Annotated in this window: 22 protein-coding genes; 20 read left to right on the top strand and 2 right to left on the bottom strand. The window is 35.7% G+C overall.

Annotated elements, in window-relative coordinates:
- Positions 1 to 29: 29 nt before the first annotated feature.
- From D9782_RS17370 to D9782_RS17285, 18 genes are all read left to right on the top strand, one after another.
- Complete coding sequence (locus D9782_RS17370) at positions 30 to 2,171, top strand: HD family phosphohydrolase (protein WP_318279869.1); 2,142 nt, start codon at positions 30 to 32, stop codon at positions 2,169 to 2,171.
- On the top strand, positions 2,172 to 2,636 hold the full coding sequence (ybeY, locus tag D9782_RS17365) for an rRNA maturation RNase YbeY (protein WP_026681180.1): 465 nt from the start codon (positions 2,172 to 2,174) through the stop codon (positions 2,634 to 2,636).
- On the top strand, positions 2,626 to 2,985 hold the full coding sequence (locus tag D9782_RS17360; protein ID WP_051388312.1) for a diacylglycerol kinase family protein: 360 nt from the start codon (positions 2,626 to 2,628) through the stop codon (positions 2,983 to 2,985). Before ybeY ends, D9782_RS17360 begins: the two co-directional genes overlap by 11 nt.
- 212 nt (positions 2,986 to 3,197) lie before the next feature.
- On the top strand, positions 3,198 to 4,100 hold the full coding sequence (gene era / locus D9782_RS17355) for a GTPase Era (RefSeq protein WP_026681178.1): 903 nt from the start codon (positions 3,198 to 3,200) through the stop codon (positions 4,098 to 4,100).
- A gap of 94 nt (positions 4,101 to 4,194) precedes the next feature.
- The gene (locus D9782_RS17350) at positions 4,195 to 4,341 is read left to right on the top strand and encodes a YqzL family protein (RefSeq protein WP_080668672.1); all 147 of its coding nucleotides are present in this window, start codon (positions 4,195 to 4,197) and stop codon (positions 4,339 to 4,341) included.
- Between the two features lie 67 nt (positions 4,342 to 4,408).
- Positions 4,409 to 5,152 carry a DNA repair protein RecO gene (gene recO, locus D9782_RS17345; protein WP_026681177.1) on the top strand — a complete coding sequence of 248 codons (744 nt, stop codon included), beginning with the start codon at positions 4,409 to 4,411 and terminating at the stop codon, positions 5,150 to 5,152.
- 296 nt (positions 5,153 to 5,448) lie between these two features.
- Complete coding sequence (gene glyQ / locus D9782_RS17340; RefSeq protein ID WP_026681176.1) at positions 5,449 to 6,327, top strand: glycine--tRNA ligase subunit alpha; 879 nt, start codon at positions 5,449 to 5,451, stop codon at positions 6,325 to 6,327.
- Positions 6,328 to 8,400, top strand: coding sequence for a glycine--tRNA ligase subunit beta (glyS, locus tag D9782_RS17335; RefSeq protein WP_121605270.1), 2,073 nt, complete (start codon positions 6,328 to 6,330; stop codon positions 8,398 to 8,400).
- 95 nt (positions 8,401 to 8,495) lie between these two features.
- Entirely contained in the window at positions 8,496 to 9,125 is a 630-nt protein-coding gene (locus tag D9782_RS17330; RefSeq protein WP_026681174.1) for a transcriptional regulator CcpN, read from the top strand.
- Between the two features lie 26 nt (positions 9,126 to 9,151).
- Positions 9,152 to 9,955 carry a pyruvate, water dikinase regulatory protein gene (locus D9782_RS17325; protein WP_026681173.1) on the top strand — a complete coding sequence of 268 codons (804 nt, stop codon included), beginning with the start codon at positions 9,152 to 9,154 and terminating at the stop codon, positions 9,953 to 9,955.
- 461 nt (positions 9,956 to 10,416) lie between these two features.
- Entirely contained in the window at positions 10,417 to 12,231 is a 1,815-nt protein-coding gene (gene dnaG / locus D9782_RS17320) for a DNA primase (RefSeq protein WP_026681172.1), read from the top strand.
- 29 nt (positions 12,232 to 12,260) lie between these two features.
- Complete coding sequence (gene rpoD, locus D9782_RS17315) at positions 12,261 to 13,382, top strand: RNA polymerase sigma factor RpoD (protein WP_121605269.1); 1,122 nt, start codon at positions 12,261 to 12,263, stop codon at positions 13,380 to 13,382.
- 98 nt (positions 13,383 to 13,480) lie between these two features.
- Positions 13,481 to 14,005 carry a hypothetical protein gene (locus D9782_RS17310; protein ID WP_026681171.1) on the top strand — a complete coding sequence of 175 codons (525 nt, stop codon included), beginning with the start codon at positions 13,481 to 13,483 and terminating at the stop codon, positions 14,003 to 14,005.
- A gap of 105 nt (positions 14,006 to 14,110) precedes the next feature.
- Complete coding sequence (gene cccA / locus D9782_RS17305; RefSeq protein WP_026681170.1) at positions 14,111 to 14,488, top strand: cytochrome c550; 378 nt, start codon at positions 14,111 to 14,113, stop codon at positions 14,486 to 14,488.
- A 96-nt stretch (positions 14,489 to 14,584) separates the two neighbouring features.
- Positions 14,585 to 15,313, top strand: a complete 729-nt coding sequence (locus tag D9782_RS17300) for a tRNA (adenine(22)-N(1))-methyltransferase (protein ID WP_026681169.1) — start codon at positions 14,585 to 14,587, stop codon at positions 15,311 to 15,313.
- The gene (locus D9782_RS17295) at positions 15,288 to 16,397 is read left to right on the top strand and encodes a Nif3-like dinuclear metal center hexameric protein (RefSeq protein ID WP_121605268.1); all 1,110 of its coding nucleotides are present in this window, start codon (positions 15,288 to 15,290) and stop codon (positions 16,395 to 16,397) included. Before D9782_RS17300 ends, D9782_RS17295 begins: the two co-directional genes overlap by 26 nt.
- 30 nt (positions 16,398 to 16,427) lie before the next feature.
- Positions 16,428 to 17,735: a DEAD/DEAH box helicase gene (locus D9782_RS17290; protein ID WP_026681167.1), complete on the top strand. Its 1,308-nt coding sequence runs from the start codon at positions 16,428 to 16,430 to the stop codon at positions 17,733 to 17,735.
- A gap of 23 nt (positions 17,736 to 17,758) precedes the next feature.
- Positions 17,759 to 18,652, top strand: a complete 894-nt coding sequence (locus D9782_RS17285) for a deoxyribonuclease IV (RefSeq protein WP_026681166.1) — start codon at positions 17,759 to 17,761, stop codon at positions 18,650 to 18,652.
- Positions 18,653 to 18,731: 79 nt separating this feature from the next.
- Here the strand turns inward: D9782_RS17285 and D9782_RS17280 are convergent, their stop codons facing one another.
- Positions 18,732 to 19,016 carry a DUF2624 domain-containing protein gene (locus D9782_RS17280; RefSeq protein WP_026681165.1) on the bottom strand — a complete coding sequence of 95 codons (285 nt, stop codon included), beginning with the start codon at positions 19,014 to 19,016 and terminating at the stop codon, positions 18,732 to 18,734.
- A 168-nt stretch (positions 19,017 to 19,184) separates the two neighbouring features.
- Here D9782_RS17280 and D9782_RS17275 point away from each other — a divergent pair, with 168 nt between their 5' ends.
- Positions 19,185 to 19,559, top strand: a complete 375-nt coding sequence (locus D9782_RS17275) for a hypothetical protein (RefSeq protein WP_026681164.1) — start codon at positions 19,185 to 19,187, stop codon at positions 19,557 to 19,559.
- A gap of 274 nt (positions 19,560 to 19,833) precedes the next feature.
- Here the strand turns inward: D9782_RS17275 and D9782_RS17270 are convergent, their stop codons facing one another.
- Positions 19,834 to 20,151, bottom strand: a complete 318-nt coding sequence (locus D9782_RS17270; protein ID WP_034678965.1) for a hypothetical protein — start codon at positions 20,149 to 20,151, stop codon at positions 19,834 to 19,836.
- Positions 20,152 to 20,228: 77 nt separating this feature from the next.
- On the opposite strand from D9782_RS17270, the gene D9782_RS17265 reads away from it, so the two are divergent.
- On the top strand, positions 20,229 to 20,861 hold the full coding sequence (locus D9782_RS17265; protein WP_026681163.1) for an NfeD family protein: 633 nt from the start codon (positions 20,229 to 20,231) through the stop codon (positions 20,859 to 20,861).
- Positions 20,862 to 21,284 lie beyond the last annotated feature (423 nt).

Raw genomic sequence — 21,284 nt, 5'->3', positions numbered from 1 at the left:
TTTTCCTAGTTAAAGGGGGGGGAAAGCACTTGTTTAAGAATCGTTTTAAGTTCGATGATAACTGGTTAATTAAACGATACAATAAATGGTTCATGATTATAATAGCAGCTATTTTATTAGGTTTATTTATTTTTGCGTTAACGATTAAAAACGTACATACAGAAACATATGATATTGAAAGATTTAGTAGAGCTAAAGAAACAATTCGTTCACCCGTAACTATTGAAAATGAACAAGAGACAGAACGTAAAACAAGAGAGACTGTTCAAGCGGTAGAAGATAGATATAATATTAATCAAGAAATTACGAAAGAGCGCATTGCTTATACAAATGAGATATTTGATGCAATTTCTAAGATTGAGGAAGAATCAAAAAAGGAAGATAGTAAAGATGATAGTCATAAGCAGCCACTGTCGAATCAGGAGAAAGTTCAACGCTTGAAACAGATATTATCTCCTGAAATTACAGAGCGAGTAAGTGATAATTCGCTTTCTCAATTAGTAGAAATTCCTAAGGAAGAACGTAATAAGGGAAGAAAGTTATTTGTTGAGTCATTAACAAAGGTAATGAATAACGGAGTTCGGACGGAGAATACGCAAAGCGCGATCACATCCATAAAACAGAATATAAAGTATACGGAGTTAGACGCGGATCTTAAAGACGTTTTAACAAAATTAAGTGAGTTCGCTGTTGTTGAGAACTCATTCTTTGATGTAGATAAAACATCTACTGCTAGAAAGGAAGCGGCAAGTAGCGTAGAGCCAGTAGTTATTAGGGCAGGGGAAATTATTGTTCGAGAGGAACAAATTATAACAAATGAAATATATGAGAAGTTAAAACTTGTTGGTGTGCTTGATAAAGAGAGGAATTTATTCCCTGGCATTGGATTGGCGTTATTAATTTTGTTACTTTGTACGATTGTCGTACATGAAATGAATTGGGTTGCGAAAAACTATCGTTTAGATCGAGGTAAAATCATCTCGATACTATTAATAAGTGTAATCGTCATCGCTTTAATGAAAATTGTTAGCATGTTTACGACGCAAGTGAACCAGCTGTTTTATGTAATGCCAATTGCAACAGGTTCATTACTACTCAAACAATTGATTCATGAACGTACTGCCATTGTTTTTAGTGGATTGTATGCGATATTAGGTAGTGTTATTTTTAATAGCCAAATACCTGGATCCTTAAATGTAGAGGCTGGTATATATTTCTTTCTATCTCAATTAGCAGCAGTTTTTTTTCTTATGAATGTCAAGGATCGTCTAGCTATATTAAAAGCTGGTATTGGGATGGGTATTGTAAATATAATGATTGTAGTACTATTTATATTTCTATCATTTGAAAAATATGTCTTAACAGATATATTTATTCAATCGTCTTTTGCTGCGGCATCTGCCTTTTTATCGGCAGTTCTTACGATGGGCTTATTACCATTTTTTGAGACATCATTGGGAATATTATCAGACATAAAGCTATTACAGCTTTCAAGTCCCAATCATCCGCTTTTGAAGAAGCTTTTAACGGAAGCACCGGGAACATATCATCATTCCATCATGGTTGCTAATCTAAGTGAAACAGCGTGCGAGGCAATTGGCGCTAATGGGTTACTAGCTAGAGTTGGAGCATATTATCATGATCTTGGGAAGACAGTACGCCCGCATTATTTTATTGAAAATCAATTGGCAATAAAAAATCCTCATGATGTTATCGCACCGGAGGAGAGCGCGGAGATCATCATTAGTCATCCATACGATGGTGCACAGATGTTAAAACAACATCGTTTACCAAAGGAGATTATAGATATAGCGAAACAACATCACGGTACATCCCTGTTAACATACTTTTATTATAAAGCAAAAGATGCAGGGAAGCAGGTAACAGAAGAGCAGTTTCGTTATCCAGGTCCAAAACCACAGACAAAAGAAGCTGCAATTATTAGTATTTGTGATTCAGTAGAAGCAGCAGTTCGCTCATTAAAAGAGCCAACAGAAGAAAAAATAGAAGAAATAGTAGCGTCTATAATAAATAATAAAATGACAGATGGTCAGCTTGATGAATGTCCACTTACGTTAAAGGAACTTCATACAATCCAACGTATAACGTGCAATACCTTGAAAGGAATTTTTCACTCTCGTATTCAATATCCGGTAAAGGAGGCAAAATAGATGTATATTGATTTTCATGATCAGACAAATTCTGTTCCAAGTGATTATATTGATATGATACAGCGGTTAATTACCTACGCAGCTAAAAAAGAAGGCGTTAGTCAAGAAGCGGAGCTTTCCATTAATTTTGTAAGTAATAAAGAAATTCAAGAAATAAATCGTAATTACCGGCAAAAAAATGTACCAACAGATGTAATATCTTTTGCCATGCAGGAGGCTGGAGAAGGCGAAATAGATATTATCGATGAGGACCTTCCGTTATTACTTGGTGATATTGTTATTTCGATCGACAAAGCAAGAGAGCAAGCTGATGAGTATAACCATTCCCTTGAAAGAGAATTAGGCTTCTTGTCCGTTCATGGCTTTCTTCACCTGTTAGGCTATGATCATATGACTAAACAGGATGAAAAAAACATGTTTGCCAAACAAGATCTCATACTAGGTGAGTTTGGAATTGAAAGATAATAAGAAATCGATAGGCTTCTCTTATGCCTGGAACGGAATAATGCATGTTATTAAGCATGAACGCAATTTTCGACTGCATCTCGTTTCTGCATCTCTTGTTATAGTAGCAGGCTTTATTTGTCGGCTTTCTTCGTTCGAATGGATGTTCATACTTTTAGCTATAGGCTTGGTGTTAACTGCTGAATTGATAAATAGTGCAATGGAAAGTATGATGGATTATCTGAAACCCGATATCCATCCAATTGCTAAGCAAATAAAGGATATGGCTGCTGGTGCCGTTCTTATTTCTGCTATTACAGCTGCAGGAATAGGATTGATTATTTTTGCACCAAAATTAGTATTATTTTAGAGAGTCGCGTGGCTCTCTTTTTTTTATTTGTTTCCATTCTCATAGCTCATCCAGACTTCCGTTTCTGTTAAGGTAAAAATTTTGTCTGGAGATATGCAGGATTATATAGAACAACCAAAAGTTTTTAAAGCTTTTGTCGATTACATGAAACTAGAGCCAATTTGTAGTATGATATGAATAAAACATATTGAATACGTCGCGGAGGCAACAGCATGGAGAATAAATTTAAATCTGGATTTATAGCAATTATTGGTAGACCAAATGTAGGGAAATCCACATTTATGAATAGGGTAATAGGCCAAAAAATCGCCATTATGAGTGATAAACCACAAACTACTAGAAACAAGATCCAAGGAGTTTTAACACAACAAGACGCACAAATGATATTTATTGATACACCAGGTATTCATAAACCAAAACATCGATTAGGAGATTTTATGGTTCAAACGGCAGAGAATACGTTAAATGAAGTGGATGCTGTCTTATTTATGATTAATGCGAGTGAAGGCTATGGAAAAGGTGATCAATACATCCTAGATCGTTTACAGAAAATAAAAAGGCCAGTATATTTGATCATAAATAAGATTGATCTTGTTCATCCAGATGACCTGTTTCCTTTAATTGATCAATATAAGGAGAAGCTTGATTTTTCTGAAATTATTCCGATCTCAGCATTGCAAGGAAACAATGTTGATCATATGCTAAACGTATTGAAAGAGCATTTACCTGAAGGTCCACAGTATTATCCAGAAGATCAAGTTACAGATCATCCTGAACGGTTTATCATTGGCGAATTAATTAGAGAGAAAGTATTACAATTGACCAGAGAAGAGGTTCCACATTCCATCGCCGTTATGTTAGAAAATATAGAGAAAAGAGATTCTGACTCCATATTTATACAGGCTACAATTGTGACTGAAAGAAAGACACAAAAGGGTATATTAATTGGCAAGCAAGGGAATATGTTAAAAAATATCGGAAAATCGGCTCGACAAGATATAGAAGCGTTATTAGGATCTAAGGTGTATTTAGAGCTGTGGGTAAAGGTTAAAAAAGATTGGCGAAACAAACAAAGTCAGCTTCATGAATACGGTTTTCGAAGTGATGAATATTAAACATGGTAAATTTTTATACTAATTGTTTTGAGTTTAGTGGTCATTCTAATTAATAAGTTACATTTTCAAACATTAAAGAAAGGTGGGGTTTCTTGTGATCGAATTTACGTGGAAAGTATTCAGTCAAACGGGAAACATTGAAACCTATTTATTAATGAAAGAGATGGAAAATGAACAGTATCCAGATGATCGAGCTCAGCATGATGAACAAACGGTTACTCCATTAGATACCAATTTATAAAGTAATTTTATGAAGAAAATCGTAGGGTCAAGCTATTCCCTTTGTTAGGTAAGAAAGGTGAAGCTACGTGTTGGAAAAAATAAAAGGACTTGTTTTAAAAACACAGGATTATGGGGAAACACATAAAATAGTTACGATATATAGTAAAAAGATAGGGAAGTTTTCTGCAATTGCGAGAGGTGCAAAGAAAACCAAAAGTAGAATGGCTGCAGTTACGCAGCCATTCATTTATGCGGAGTTTTTTGTTTATATTCAAACTGGGTTGAGCACGATTCAACAAGGAGAAATCATACACTCTTTTCGATCGATACGTGAGGATATTATAAAAACAGCATATGCTGCGTATATTGTGGAATTAACAGACAAATTATCAGACGACAAGGATCCTGATACATTTATCTTTGAACAGCTTTTTGAGACAATGAAATGGATAGAAAAGAATGATGATGTAAATATACCAACAATGATGTATGAATTAAAGCTTTACGGTAAAGGTGGTTTTGCGCCTACATTAGATCGTTGCAGTAATTGTGGTGGTAACACACCACCTTTTGTATTTTCGATTGCGGAGGGCGGGATATTATGTCACCATTGTAGAAGTATGGACCGCGAGGCAATTCAATTATCGGAATTGTTAGCAAAGCTATTACGTATATTCGCAACGGTTAATTTACAGCGAGTTGGAAATATTTCTGTAAAAAAGGAAAATCAACAATTATTGCGCCAACTATTAGATGCATATTATGATTATTATGGAGGGTATTATATCAAATCAAAGAAATTTTTGAAGCAGATTGATTTATTAAAATAAGTTGACATGAACCAGTAATGTAGCGTATTATTTGTACATAAATTATAATAAGTATTGCTGTGATGAAGAGGAGTACTTTTTGTATTTATGTAAAGCGAATCCAGAATAGTGAAAGCTGGATCATAAAGCAAATTGGAAGGGCGCTTCTGAGCGATTATAATAAAGTGGCTCATTTTCGTGATGAGCAAATAGGGTGGAACCGCGGCCTATCCCCGTCCCTATGTCTAATAAAAAAGACATAGGGACGGGGATTTTGTCTTTTACTTAACTAATATCAAGATGGAGGATATGTGAAGATGAATATTCAGGAAATGATATTAACATTACAAAAGCATTGGTCTGAACAAAACTGTATTATTATGCAAGCTTATGATGTTGAAAAAGGTGCAGGTACCATGTCGCCAATGACACTGCTGCGTAGTCTCGGTCCTGAACCATGGAATGTTGCTTATGTAGAACCGTCAAGAAGACCTGCGGACGGTCGTTATGGGGATAACCCAAATCGACTTTATCAGCATCATCAATTTCAAGTAATCATGAAGCCTTCTCCAAACAATGTTCAAGAGCTATATCTTGAATCTTTAAAGAAACTAGGAATTAATCCTCTAGAACATGATATTCGTTTCGTGGAGGATAATTGGGAGAATCCAACACTTGGAGCAGCTGGATTGGGTTGGGAAGTTTGGTTAGATGGCATGGAAATTACTCAATTCACTTATTTTCAACAGATCGGTGGTTTAGAAGCAAACCCAGTGGCTGTTGAGCTTACCTATGGTATAGAGCGGTTAGCATCCTATATTCAAGATGAAGAAAATGTGTTCGATTTAGAATGGACATCTGGTGTTACTGTAAGGGATATCTTTTATCAACCAGAATATGAGCATTCTAAATATACTTTTGAGGCATCTAATACGGAAATGTTATTTGATCTATTTACTAAGTATGAAAAGGAAGCAAAGGAGACAATGGAAAAAGGCTTAGTTTTTCCAGCATATGATTATGTATTAAAATGCTCGCATACATTTAATTTATTGGATGCAAAAGGTGTTATCTCTGTAACAGAGCGAACTGGCTATATAGGTAGAATCCGTAATCTAGCTAGAAATATTGCAAAAGCATATGTAGAAGAAAGAGAAAGACTTGGTTTTCCTATGCTGAAAAAGGAGGAACAGTAAATGGCAAAAAATGCTTTATTCGAAATAGGTGTGGAGGAACTTCCGGCTCGGTTTGTTGACGATGCAGAGTTACAGCTTAAAGAAAAAACCGAATCCTGGCTACAAGAATTACGCATTACATTTGAAAGTGTTGTTTCCTATTCTACTCCTAGACGTCTTGCTGTACTAATTAAAGGCATAGCGGAAGAGCAAACAACAATAGAAGAGGAAGTAAAAGGACCAGCTGAAAAGATTGCAAAAGCTGCAGACGGTAATTGGTCAAAAGCTGCAATTGGCTTTACAAAAGGTCAGGGGAAAACTGTAGACGACATTTATAGTAAAGAAATTAACGGTACAAACTATATTTTTGTAGAAAAGCATATTGAAGGTAAGCAAACCATTACACTATTACCTGAATTTCACAAAATTGTTGAATCCATTACATTCGGGAAAAACATGCGTTGGGGTACACAATCTATGAGATATGCGCGTCCCATTCGTTGGCTTGTGGCTTTACTTGGCGGCACGGTGATCCCTTTTGAGGTTGCTGGTGTGAAAAGTGGTAAAACAACTTACGGGCATCGGTTTCTTGGTGATAAAATTGATTTGAATAATCCTTTGAACTATGAGGATACGTTATTGGATCAATTTGTAATTGTTAATCCAAAACGGCGTGAAGATTTAATTTTAGAGGGGATTCATACGTTAGAGAAAAGTCATAGTATTCAAATACCGGTGGATAAACAATTACTTGATGAGGTGCGTAATTTAGTTGAATACCCACAAGCTTTTCTGGGCGCTTATGAAAAACAATTTTTGAAACTCCCAGAAGAAGTATTAATTACTTCCATGAAAGAGCATCAGCGTTATTTTCCAGTAAAATCAAATACAGGTGAGCTACTTCCTTACTTTGTCGGGATTAGAAATGGAAATGACGATGCATTAAATACCGTAATAAAAGGAAATGAGAAGGTACTACGTGCTCGTTTGTCCGATGCCGAGTTCTTCTATAATGAGGATTTAAAGCATTCTATAGATTTTTATAATGAAAAATTAAATCGAGTTGTCTTTCAGGAAAAACTAGGAACAATTACAGACAAAGTGAAACGTGTTGTCGTAATAGCAAACCATATTTCAGATCTACTGCACATAGAAGAAAAGGAAAATATTCTGCGAGCTGCATCGATCTGTAAATTTGACCTTTCAACAAATATGGTAAATGAGTTTACAGAATTACAAGGGGTAATTGGTGAAAAGTACGCTCAATATTTTGGTGAAACTAGGACTGTAGCACAAGCGGTGCGTGAACACTACTTACCTAAGCAGGCAAATGGTGAATTACCGAATACTATAGAGGGTTCGATTATTAGCATTGCCGATAAATTAGATACGGTGGCTGGTTGTATTGGTGTTGGACTAATTCCTTCTGGTTCACAGGATCCATATGGCTTACGTCGTCAAGCAACGGGCATTTTACGTATTATAGAAGCTAATAAGTGGAATATTCCTATGGAAACATTAATAAATCTTGCACTGGAAGTGATGGAACAATCACACATACAAATATTGGATAAGGATAAAGCATTTAGTAACCTTCATGATTTCTTGACGAATCGAGCAGCATATTTATTTAAAGAAGAATCTATTGAACAAGATATAATTCAAGCGATACTTCACAAAGAAATAGGTGTGTATACGTATGCATTAGCAAAGGCACATAACTTATCAAATAAAAGGTTAGACGCTTCGTTTAAGACGATTCAAGAAGCACTTGTACGCGTATTAAACTTAGCTCAAAAAGCTAATTCTAATCATATAGATACAAATTTATTTGATACGGAATCGGAAAAGGCATTGTATAAAGAATTTTGCTCGATAGAGCAGTCTTACCAACAATCAGAACGTGATGCAGAACGGGATTTATTGTTATTAGGTCAACTAGCAGAACCAATTCACAATTTCTTTGATCATAATATGGTAATGGATGATAATGAAAGGATTCGTAATAATCGCTTAGCACTATTAGCAAGTATCGCTTCACTTATACAGAAATATGCGGACTTAACTAAAGTAGAATGGAAACAAAGCTTTTAATCCATAAACGCGTGCGAGACAATTCTCTTTTCTCTATTTTTAGTCTATAATATGAAGAAATAGTATAAGTCACATGGTTTTTAGGTGGTGAAGGGATGGAATTATCGAGTAGGCAGGAAGAAATTATTGAAATTGTCAAGGAGAATGGTCCAATAACGGGTGAAAATATAGCTGAACGATTAAATTTAACTAGAGCAACGCTACGCCCAGACTTGGCCATTTTGACCATGGCAGGATTTCTTGATGCGCGTCCTCGTGTTGGGTACTTTTTCACAGGAAAGACCGGAAGTGAACTACTTACGGAACAAATTAAAAAATTTAAAGTATATGAGTATCAACATGTTCCGATTGTTGTGAAAGAAAGTGTATCGGTATACGATGCCATATCTACTATGTTTCTAGAGGATGTTGGAACACTCTTTGTAGTTGATGATAAAGCTTGCTTAACGGGAGTATTATCGCGAAAAGATTTATTACGTGCAAGTATTGGCAAACAGGATTTAAACGCCGTACCGGTTCATATAATTATGACAAGAATGCCAAACATTACGGTGTGCAGAAAAGAAGATTTACTTTTAGATGTAGCCCAAAATTTGATTAATAAGCAAATAGATGGTATTCCGGTTGTAAAAGATACGGCTTCCGGTTTAGAGGTGGTAGGAAGAATAACAAAGACGACTATTACGAAGGCTTTCGTAGAATTAATTACAGATGAACATATTTAGCTACGTTTGTGGGAAGGAGTAGATGAATGAGCATGCAGCCTATTGTCTATGTTCTATCTGATTCGGTTGGTGAAACAGCTGAGTTAGTTATTAAAGCAGGTTTAAGTCAGTTTAATAATGGGGATTATAAGATACAACGGATTCCATATGTGGAAGATAAGGATACAATTGATGAAGTACTTCAAATTGCTAAAGAAAATAATGGGCTAATTGGCTTCACCCTTGTCGATCCAATTCTAAGAAACTATGTAAATGAACGATCAAAGCAACTAAATTTAGAAGCAATCGATATTATGGGACCGATGTTAAAAGCAATGGAAAGAGTATTTGAACGAACACCCCGGTTTGAAGCTGGATTAGTCCATAAATTAGATGAAGACTACTTTAAACGTGTAGAAGCCATTGAATTTGCTGTGAAATATGATGATGGTCGTGACACCAGGGGAATATCACGTGCAGATATCATACTAATCGGTGTTTCTCGGACATCGAAAACGCCACTTTCTCAATTTCTAGCCCACAAACGCTTGAAAGTGGCTAATGTTCCCATTGTTCCTGAGGTGGATCCGCCTGAAGAGTTGTTTGATGTCGATCCTGCTAAGTGTATTGGTTTGCGTATTAGTCCTGAGAAACTTAATGAAATCCGGAAAGAAAGATTAAAGGCATTAGGCCTTGGCGATCAAGCTACTTACGCAAATATGGAACGGATTTATAAAGAATTAGACTATTTTGATAAAGTGGTTAATAAGATTGGATGTAATGTAATTGATGTTTCTAACAAGGCCGTAGAAGAAACGGCTAATAGTATCATGCAGATTATTCAAAACTAGTAAGTGGCCAATCTAATCGAATAGAAAAACATTCTATATGAATATGTAGAATGTTTTTTCACGGTTAGGAAGAAAAACTACTGGGAATAATATAAAACTAGAGACGATTTGATAGCATTTTTTGTGAAAGTATATTATAATGTCTCTTTGTGTAATGATATAGCATACAGAAGATATATTTCTATCATTGTTATTTAATAAACCTTACATTTTAAGAAGGAATTTAAGTGACAAATGTAGAAGTATGTATACTGTGAGCTTGTGTTATTGAATGAATGTCTTTGCTTTTTGAATTTTTGTGACCTGCTTTTTATATAAATGAAGTAAATCAGCTTTTAGATATCCTTCACAGATTATTTTTATAAAAAGAAGGAATTTTTTTCGGTATTTCAAAAAAATATTGTCGAAAAATGAAGGATTTTTTTAATGAAAGACGAATATTAACTTAGCATGGTGATTTTATGTCCAATCAAATTCCTGAACATGTAATTGAAGAAATTCGTAAAGCAAATGATATTGTAGACATTATCGGGGAATATATTCAATTAAAAAAACAAGGTAGAAACTATTTTGGTCTTTGTCCGTTTCATGGAGAGAAAACACCTTCCTTTTCTGTTACACAGGAAAAGCAAATTTTCCACTGTTTTGGATGTGGAAAAGGTGGCAATGTGATAACATTTCTAATGGAAATGGAAAACTATTCATTTTATGAAGCATTACAATTTTTGGCGGATAGAAGTGGAATTCAATTACCAGAAACAAACAAATCAGTAAGCACTTTGTCACAAGAGACCCAAGATATACTATCTGCACACGAATGGTTAACTAAGCTTTATCATCATTTGTTGCGATTTACAAAAGATGGTAAGGAAGGCTATAGCTATTTAAAGAATCGGGGTGTCAATGATGAGGCTATTGATGAATTTCAACTTGGATTTGCTCCTAATGTAAAGAATTTTACAGCTGAATTCCTTCATAAAAAAGGATATCATCAGCAGTTACTGGTCAAAGCTGGTTTAATTACCCAACAGGATGACAATCAAGTAAGTGACCGTTTTAGAGGAAGAGTTATTTTTCCAATCCGGAATCATTTAGGGAAGACGGTTGCTTTTGGTGGTCGAGCTCTTGGAGATCAGAAGCCTAAGTATATGAATAGCCCTGAAAGTGAATTATTTCATAAAGGGAAGATTCTTTATAATTTTGACTTAGCCAAAAAGCATATTCGAAAAAAAAATGCAGCCATTTTATTTGAAGGGCAAATGGACATAATTGCTGCATATCAGGCGGGTATCAAAAATGTAATAGCTACACTTGGTACAGCATTGACGGAGTATCAAGCAAAACTTTTGAACCGCTATGTAGATACAGTTGTTATTTGTTATGATGGGGATCGTGCAGGGTTAGATGCTGCTTATAAAGCAGCCGTTTTATTACGCGATGTCGGTTGTGAAGTAAAAATAGCACATCTACAACATAATATGGACCCTGACAATTTTATTGAGAAGTATGGTGGAGAAAAATTTGAAAATGAGGTTATTAAAGCAAGTGATACCTTTATAAGCTTTTATATGCGGTATTTAATGAAAGATTATAATATGAATAATGAAGGAGATCGACTTCATTATATAGAAGAAGTATTAAAACAACTTGCTATGATTGATAGCTCAATTGAACGGGAATATTATCTAAAAGAGTTAAGTAATGAATATAATATATCGATGGATACCCTGTCAAATGAAATTTCAGGCTACCGAGAAAAGTTTGGGTCAAATAAGGATAATCGTCAGAAGAACAGATATACTACTAGTAGTAGAGAATGGAATGTTCGGAAATCCAAATTATTACCAGCTTTCCATAATGCAGAAAGACAGCTTCTATCATATATGCTCCAAGATGTCGTCATAACTGATAAGGTTCAAACAGAAATAGGAGCAGGCTTTAATATAGATTCCCATAAGATTATCGCTACTTATTTATATGCTTTTTACGAAGAAGGAAATGACCCAGATGTTAGCTTGTTTTTAGAGAAAATCACTGAACCAAAGCTTCAGCAAGAGATTACTGAAATAGCTATGATCCCGTTACAGGATGATATTAGTGATAAGGAAATAAATGATTACATTCGAATAATACAAACAAAAAAAAGTGATATGGATGCGATAAAAACGCTTAAAGATCAACAAAAGCGAGCAGAACAACAACAGGATCCAATAAAAGCTGCACAAATAGCAATGCAGATTATTGAAATAAATAAGCAGTCAAAAAATATGAATTGAATTTACGTAGTCTGGAAGGAGGGGGACTCATGGCCGATAACAAGCCTTCACAAACAAAAGAAAATGAACCTGAACTAACATTAGAACAAGCTAAAGATCAGCTGTTAGAAATGGGTAAAAAGCGCGGTGTACTTGCTTACGAAGAGATAGCTGATCGTCTATCTAATTTTGTTATAGAATCAGACCAAATGGATGAATTTTATGAGTACCTAGGAGAACAAGGTGTCGAGGTAATTGGAGAATCGGAAGAAGATCCTAATATGCAACAAATTGCAAAAGAAGAAGAATTTAATTTAAATGATCTAAGTGTCCCGCTTGGTATCAAAATAAATGACCCTGTTCGTATGTACCTTAAAGAAATAGGTCGAGTTGATTTATTATCTGCAGCAGAAGAAATCGATCTTGCTACTCGTATTGAGAAAGGTGATGAGGAGGCTAAGCGAAGACTTGCTGAAGCAAACCTTCGACTAGTCGTAAGTATTGCGAAACGGTATGTAGGAAGAGGAATGCTATTTCTCGATCTAATCCAAGAAGGTAACATGGGATTAATTAAAGCAGTCGAAAAATTTGATTACCGAAAAGGTTTTAAATTTAGTACGTATGCTACTTGGTGGATTCGTCAAGCAATAACTCGTGCAATTGCGGATCAAGCAAGAACAATTCGAATACCAGTTCATATGGTAGAGACAATTAATAAATTGATTCGCGTACAAAGACAATTGCTTCAAGATTTAGGTAGAGAGCCCACACCAGAAGAAATTGGAGAAGAAATGGAGCTTTCTCCTGACAAGGTACGTGATATATTAAAAATCGCGCAAGAGCCTGTTTCGTTGGAAACACCTATAGGTGAAGAAGATGATTCCCATTTAGGGGATTTCATTGAAGACCAAGAGGCTGTCTCTCCTTCAGATCATGCTGCATATGAACTTTTAAAGGAACAATTAGAGGATGTTTTAGATACACTGACAGATCGTGAAGAAAATGTGCTACGTTTGCGCTTCGGTCTAGATGATGGGCGAACAAGAACCTTAGAAGAAGTTGGAAAAGTGTTTGGTGTGACACGGGAAAGAATTCGTCAAATAGAAGCTAAGGCACTTCGTAAGTTAAGACATCCGAGTAGAAGCAAACGATTAAAGGACTTTCTTGATTAATAAATGTTTTGTCATTGGACAACAATGTTGTCCAATGACTTTTCCTATTCAAGTACTACAAGACTAATATAGTGATGTCGACATCGGAGTGACCGATTTTGGAAGAACGAAAACAAATTATTATGGATGAAATTCATTATTGGAAGCAGCATAAAATGCTGCCAGTCGTTTATTGCGACTTTCTGTTAGCACTATATTCAAATGGTGACGAGCAAATAGAGCCTTCAGTTATAGGCCAAAATCGATTTATCGATACCATTCAAACATTACTTCTGTCGATGATGATACCGTTTTCATTGCTTGTTATTTATTTTACGCAATTTCAAATTATTTTGCAACTGAGTATGTTAATTCTTTTTTTGGGTTATTCTATTTGGATGTACGTTTACTTGAAACCTAAATGGACGTTAAAGTATCATTTAGCCTTAATGAATAGTCTCTTGATAGCATTATTTATATCTGTTTTAGTTAGTAAAGCTTACCTGCATGATTTCGGACTGATAATTATCGTTTTTATAAATTTCCTGTTTTGGGTTGTAATAGGTTTCTATAAAAAGATAAATTATTTACTTATTACTGGTATTTTAGCTCTAGTATTTACATGTATTTATATAGTTTTATAAAATTTTCACACCTAAACTCTTTAAAGAAATCGCTTTTTCAAGTAAAATAAATATAGTCTTTTACAGCGAATAAGAATTATGGGGATTACATAAGGAGGAAACGCAATGAAAAGAAACCCGGTTATCCCATATGCACTAATTGCTCTTGTCGGGATACTTGCCGTAATAGTTATTGCATTTATTGGATTAGATCAACGTAAAGACATTCAACAAGCCGAAGAAGGCGGCGGAGAACAAGCTGAAGAGGCACAAGAGGGCGAAACTACTGATGATCCTGAAGCTATTTTTGAAACAAACTGTGCTAGCTGTCACGGTGCCGATTTATCAGGTGGAATGGGGCCTGATCTGACTAAAGTTGGAAGTGAATTGTCACAAGAGGAAATACAAAATGTGATAAAAAATGGTCAGGGACAAATGCCTCCTGGAATGGCTACAGATGCTGAAGCAGAGGTTTTAGCAAAGTGGCTGGCTGAGAAAAAGTAATAGAAAAACAATGATATACGTAAAAAGCGAAGCTTTCTGCTGTTAAACAGAAAGCTTTTCTTTTTAACCGATAAAACGAATGAAAGTGGCGATACGATGACGCAGTTTAATATATCGAAACGATTAAAACGAGTAGCCTCGTTTCTTCCAAAGCGTGCATACTTTGCAGATATCGGTTCAGATCACGCTTATTTACCGTGCTTTGTATGTCAAAAAGATAAAACAGCCAAAGCAATAGCTGGCGAGGTAAACGAAGGCCCCTTTCAAAGTGCGAAAGATACGGTTAGACACTTTGAACTTGGTGATAGGGTGGATGTACGTCTAGGCAATGGCTTGGAAGTATTAGAAGCAAAAGAAGCAAAGCAGATTGTAATAGCTGGGATGGGTGGAACATTAATAACAACTATTTTAAATGAAGGAAAAGCAAAACTTGAATATACTGAGCAAATCATTGCACAACCAAATGTGGATGCACGCTCAGTTAGAGAATGGCTAATAAACAATGGTTATGGTATAGCCGATGAGGATTTAATCGAGGAAAATGATCATTTCTATGAAATTATATCTGCTACCCGATCATCGAATGATACTTCGATACATGATAAACTGGATACAAAGCAGCTTTTATTTGGACCAATTCTTTTGCAGAAGAAACCGGAAGCATTTTATCGAAAATGGAGGTTTGAGGCAAATAAGCTAGAACGGATTATTAAACAAATGAAGTTAGCTAAAGATAGTAATAATCGTAAAAAAATTAGTTTGTTTGAAAAAGAAAAAGACTGGATGGAGGAGGTCACTAATGAAACAACAGATCATGATGAATGATGTTTTTAAAATAATAGAAGATCTAGCACCTAAGTCTTTAGCTTATGAGTGGGATAATGTTGGCCTACAGATAGGATCTGCGAATAAACCAGTAAAAAAAATAATGATAACATTAGACGTGCTAGAGCGCGTTGTAGATGAAGCGATAGAAAAGGATGTCAATTTAATTATTGCGCATCATCCTTTATTATTTAAGCCGTTAAAACAAGTTAACTACGATTCCCCTTCTGGACGTATCTTACAAAAACTAATTAAATATGATATTACCGTTTACGCTGCACATACAAATTTAGACGTTGCCAGCGGTGGAGTTAATGATACGTTATGCAGTGTGCTTGATTTACAATCGCGTAGGGTACTACTTGATGAAAAAGCCAAAAAATTACTTAAACTCGCTATTTATGTACCCAATACACATGAAGAACAAGTTAGAGAAGCTATTTCAGAAGCTGGTGCTGGACATATCGGCGAGTATAGCCACTGTACATTTAAAACACAAGGACAAGGAACGTTCAACCCTTTAGACGGAACAAATCCATTCATTGGTACAAAAGGGAAACTAGAATATGTTGACGAAGTAAAACTAGAAACGATTGTTCCAGAAGGGATATTGTCAGCTGTTTTAAAAGAAATGGAAAAGGCACATCCTTATGAAGAAGTAGCCTATGATATTTTTCCATTAGAAAATGAGGGTGACAGGATTGGTATTGGTCGTATTGGGGAATTAGATCGTACGATGACGTTAGAGGAATTTTGTAAGATGATAAAAGTAAAATTAGAGGTATCTCAGCTCCGAGTAACTGGAGATTTATCAAAACCAGTAAAGATAGTGGCAGTGCTTGGAGGTAGTGGTGAAAAATACATTCATCAAGCCAAGAAAAAAGGAGCTGATGTTTATATCACTGGTGATATGACTTTTCATACTGCGCAGGATGCATGGCAAATGGGCTTAGCAGTGATTGATCCAGGACATTATATGGAAAAAGTCATGAAGCAATCTGTAAAAACGTACCTAGAGGAAAAACTGCATGACGTTAATATTATTCTATCCAACACGAATACAGACCCATTTCAGTTTATCTAAATTTGGAATGGTTAAAGGAGTACGTTAGAAATGAGCAAACAATTTCAAGAATTTAAATTTAGTCCAATTATGGAACAGGTTATTAATAAATTAAAGTTTAAAGTCCCTACGGAAATTCAACAACAGGTTATTCCTAAAGTGCTTCAAGGAAATAGTGTGGTTGGACAATCGCGTACTGGCTCAGGAAAGTCGCACGCTTTTTTACTTCCATTACTAAATGGGTTGCAGGAAGAGAAAAAGGAGGTGCAGATGGTAATTACTGCGCCTACTAGAGAATTGGCTACACAGCTTTATGAAGAAGTAAGGAAGATAATTCATTATGCAGAGAAGGAAAATGTATGGACAGCTAAGCTGCTTGTAGGTGGTACGGATAAGCAAAAAATGATGGAAAAATTGAAAGAACCACCTCATATTGTAGTCGGGACACCTGGCCGAATTCTTGATCTGGTAAAAGAAGAGGCTCTTTCCATCTATTCAGCAACATCCTTTGTTATTGATGAAGCAGATCTGATGCTTGATTTAGGATTTATTCATGAAGTAGACCAGCTATTAATCCGATGCCATCCAAGGATCCAGTTACTGGTCTTTTCTGCGACTATTCCTCAACGATTACAGCATTTTTTCAAAAAGTATTTGGATAATCCAGTGTATGTGAAAATTGAGGATGATTTTTCCCCAGAAACCATGGAGCATCGATTAATTTATTTGAAGCATCGGGACGAAGCATCGATTATCCATGAAATTTCTAAAACCATCCATCCGTATTTGGCAATTATATTTACGAATGGAAAAGAAAAAGCAAATGACTTAGCTGCGGCACTACAAGAAAAAGGCTTGGCTGTCGGGCTTATTCATGGTGGTCTACCTCCAAGGGAGAGAAAGCGTGTATTAAAGGAAATTCAAAATCTAAGATATCAGTATATTGTCGCTACGGATCTGGCTTCAAGAGGGATTGACATAAAAGGAGTTAGTCATGTTATCAATGCACAGCTACCTAAAGAAGAAGAATTTTATGTTCATCGGGTTGGAAGAACAGCAAGAGCAGGATTGGAAGGAACTGCAATCAGTATTTATACAGAAGAAGATCTCAAACTTATCGATAAATTAGAACAGAAGGGCCTACCCTTTACGTACATGGATGTTCGAGATGGTGAATGGCATGAAGCGAAGTCTTGGAATCAACGTTCGTTACGAACCAAAAGTTCAACGGAAGTAGATAAGCAAGCATGGAGAAGAGTTAAAAAGTCGAAGAAAGTCAAACCGGGCTATAAGAAAAAAATGAAAAAGCAACAAGAAACCATTAAAAAACAATTGACTAAGAAGAAATATAAAAAGTAGGATTTTGTAAAGAGGTGTAAGGGATGTTGAAAATAGGATCACACGTATCGATGAGTGGTAAGAAAATGTTATTAGGCTCTTCTGAAGAAGCTGCCTCCTATGGTGCTAATACGTTTATGATTTATACCGGTGCTCCTCAAAATACGCGAAGGAAACCAATTGAGGAATTAAATATTGCTGCGGGTAAAGACCATATGGATCATCATGGTATGAAAGATATTGTAGTACATGCTCCATACATCATCAATATTGGAAATTCTGTCAAGAATGAAACGTTTGATTTAGGCGTGAATTTCCTTAGGAATGAAATGGAGCGAACAGAAGCGTTAGGAGCCAAACAGATAGTATTACATCCAGGTGCACATGTTGGTGCAGGTGCAGAGGTGGGAATTAAACAAATCATTAAAGGGTTGAACGAAGTACTTAACAACAATCAAGAGGTACAAATAGCTTTGGAAACTATGGCAGGAAAAGGTTCGGAAGTTGGGAGAACATTTGATGAATTAGCCAAAATAATTGATGGTGTTACCCATAATGAGAAGCTTTCAATATGCATGGATACATGTCATATTCATGATGGTGGTTACGATGTTGTTCATGATTTTGATGGTGTTCTAAACGAGTTTGATAAGATTATTGGAATTGACCGAATAAAGGTAGTACATGTAAATGACAGTAAAAATCCAGTAGGAGCTCATAAAGACCGTCATGAAAACATTGGCTTCGGACATATCGGTTTCGATGCATTGTTGCATGTCATTAAACACCCCCAATTAGAACAATTACCAAAAATTTTAGAGACTCCATATGTGGGTGAAGATAAAAAGAATAAGAAAGCACCATACAAATTTGAAATTGACATGATAAGAGCGGGTAAATTTGATGAAGGATTAAAAGACAAGCTCCTCCAATCTTGAAGTTGTTGTTATAAATGAAGCCATTAGCGTGTTTGCAGAAAAAGTAAAAGAGTAAGGAATAGTACGAAAGTATTATTCCTTACTCAAATAAATGACCGAGCCCGTAAGATTTAATTAATTCATTAAATAACTTTTGGGCTTTTTTTGCAGTTGCTTGATCCGTAATAAGAGCTAGATCTCGAAGCATCTTTTCTCTTCCATGTGAAGAAAATGGATCTACATTATTTTTCTTCAAATACGTAATAATTTGCTGAGCTTCATTATTTGATAATGAAAAACCATATTGATTACTATAATGAAGTAATTCCGGAGCTGTTAATTGTGCTAACTTCCTACGAATCATTTCTTTTATAAAATTGGACATTTTAAAAATACTCCCCTTTTTATATACTCTTTTACTGTATGCGCAAAAATAAAAAAATCAACTTGTCTCCCATAAATTCTCCCTTCCATTAAATAACACCATTAATTTATGTGAAATTCCATATCCTAAAGATGCACCTCATTATTTAGAAAAAGGAGGTCTCGGACTATGGATCAGTATCCAAATAATGGAATGAAGGATGTAGAAAGAGCTCCGAATTATGGTGAGCAGAGAAAAAATGAAGATTTCGTTGGAATTGAACCTGACAGTTCTAGAGACGAAGAATTTGCTGCAGAAATGACTGCAGATGATTACGATCCAGATGTTACAGATAATGATACGGATATAAATTCAACATTCGGTTGGGTTGGGATCGCATTATCCGTTATTTCGTTCTTTATTTGGCCGGTAATTTTTGGCGCTGCCGGTATCATTCTCGGGTTCATGTCGAGAAGTCGTGGAGCGGATACATTAGGGAATATTGCCATTGCAGGTGGGGCAATCTCTATCTTAATTACCCTTTTTGTATTACCGTTTGTGTAGACAAAGGGCTATCTCAGCCCTTTCAGGCTGTCGAGAAAGTATCTCGGCAGCCCATCTTTATTTAGAATATAGCTCTTCTTATCCGCTGTATGTATTTTATAGTAGGAGATTGGAGTAAATTGTTCGAAACGCAAGCAAGGGTGAGTTATTGTCGCTTATTCAGAAAAACGTACTAGTTGCATTCGTAATATTGACAGGAAAGACTTGCAAAAAAGCACAGGAGATTCTCTAGAAGAGAAAAGCGTTATTTCGGCTCCTTGACTTTTATTATGTTTTAATCGTAAATGGGAAAGTAATAAAAATTCCCAATTTCAAGTTGATATGGATCTGTCTTTGGATTAATAACTTGAAAATCAATTAAAACTTTTTCAATATTCAACCTATTTAACTGATGTTTATTTATTTCTTCAACTATACTTAGAACAGTATCCCCTGTTTGGACTTTTATCGGTGTGACATGGTAATCTGTATGTAACACTTCAGATTCTTTTTCTTGGAACGGTGTTGTCTGTACATTTGAAATATCCTTATAAACGCTTGAAAGAAACAAGAAAATAATAAACCAAATGGCTGCTTTTTTTAGGAAATTCATCAGATCTACTCCTTATTATGAAACAAATCATTGCTGTTTTACGTATATACGTACTATAGGAGAGAGGGGGAGTTTTTTTGAGTGTTTTTGATTTGGAATGGATTGGAATCATTATTACTGGTTTTGCTACCTTGTTTTTAATTGGCGAAGTGCTTGTTAATATGCGTGGAATTTTTGCGTTATTAGGTATAGGTTTTATTACGGTATATTTTGGTGCCTATGTTGAAACAGGCTCGTTCATTATTATGCTTATTATTTATTTTGTAGGATTATTACTTATCATTATTGATGGAAAATTATTAAATGATGGAACACTTGCTACGATTGGATTAGCTTGTATGTTAACAGCAGTAGCGTTGCCTGCGCCTAATTTAGCTTCTGGTTTATATGCTGTGCTTGGTGTACTGCTAGGTGGCGGAGCTTCATTCTTTTTCTTAAAGGTATTTAAAAGAAGAGATATGTGGAATAAATTAACCTTAACAGATCAACTTACGAAGGAAGCAGGCTATAATTCCATGAATCAAAGCTATGAACAACTTTTAAATAAAGTGGGAGTAACACTAAACGATTTACGACCGGTAGGAACGATTCGCATTGAACAAAAGGACTATAGTGCTGTGTCAAATGGTCAGTGGATTAGTAAAGATACAAAAGTAAAAGTAGTTCAAGTCGACGGAACGAAAATTTTAGTTGAAATAATAAATGGTTAGTTGCTGAACGTGAAGATAATCGACAAGATTTTAGATAATCTTAGAAAGATTATCTTTTTTATTTGTGCGCCAGGCATGGCGACTATCTAGGTGGTGAAAGTCCGCTGTGAGGGTACACATCAACCAACCACTAGAGAACCGCAAAGGTGTTTATCGTGAGGTGAAGGCTGAAGGAAGCGTGTATCAAAATCTTGGCTCGACGAACAGAAATCTGATACCAAGGCTCTGTAGACGGACAAGGCTCCCAAACAAGCCAAAGTCCAAAAGATGTGCGTGATGAGCCGCGTCGAGCTCCAGCGCCCAGAAACGAGGCGAATTCACGAATCGCCCTAAGCTAAGTCATCATCGACTCGCAAGCTCACCGTGATTTCTTTATCTCCATTAACTCGCTCCAGTCGCTACGTTTCTAATCGGGCGCTAGCG

It is taken from the genome of Virgibacillus sp. Bac332 (assembly GCF_003667785.1).
Classification (GTDB): domain Bacteria; phylum Bacillota; class Bacilli; order Bacillales; family Amphibacillaceae; genus Virgibacillus; species Virgibacillus salarius.
This window is presented reverse-complemented; position numbering and strand designations above follow the sequence as displayed.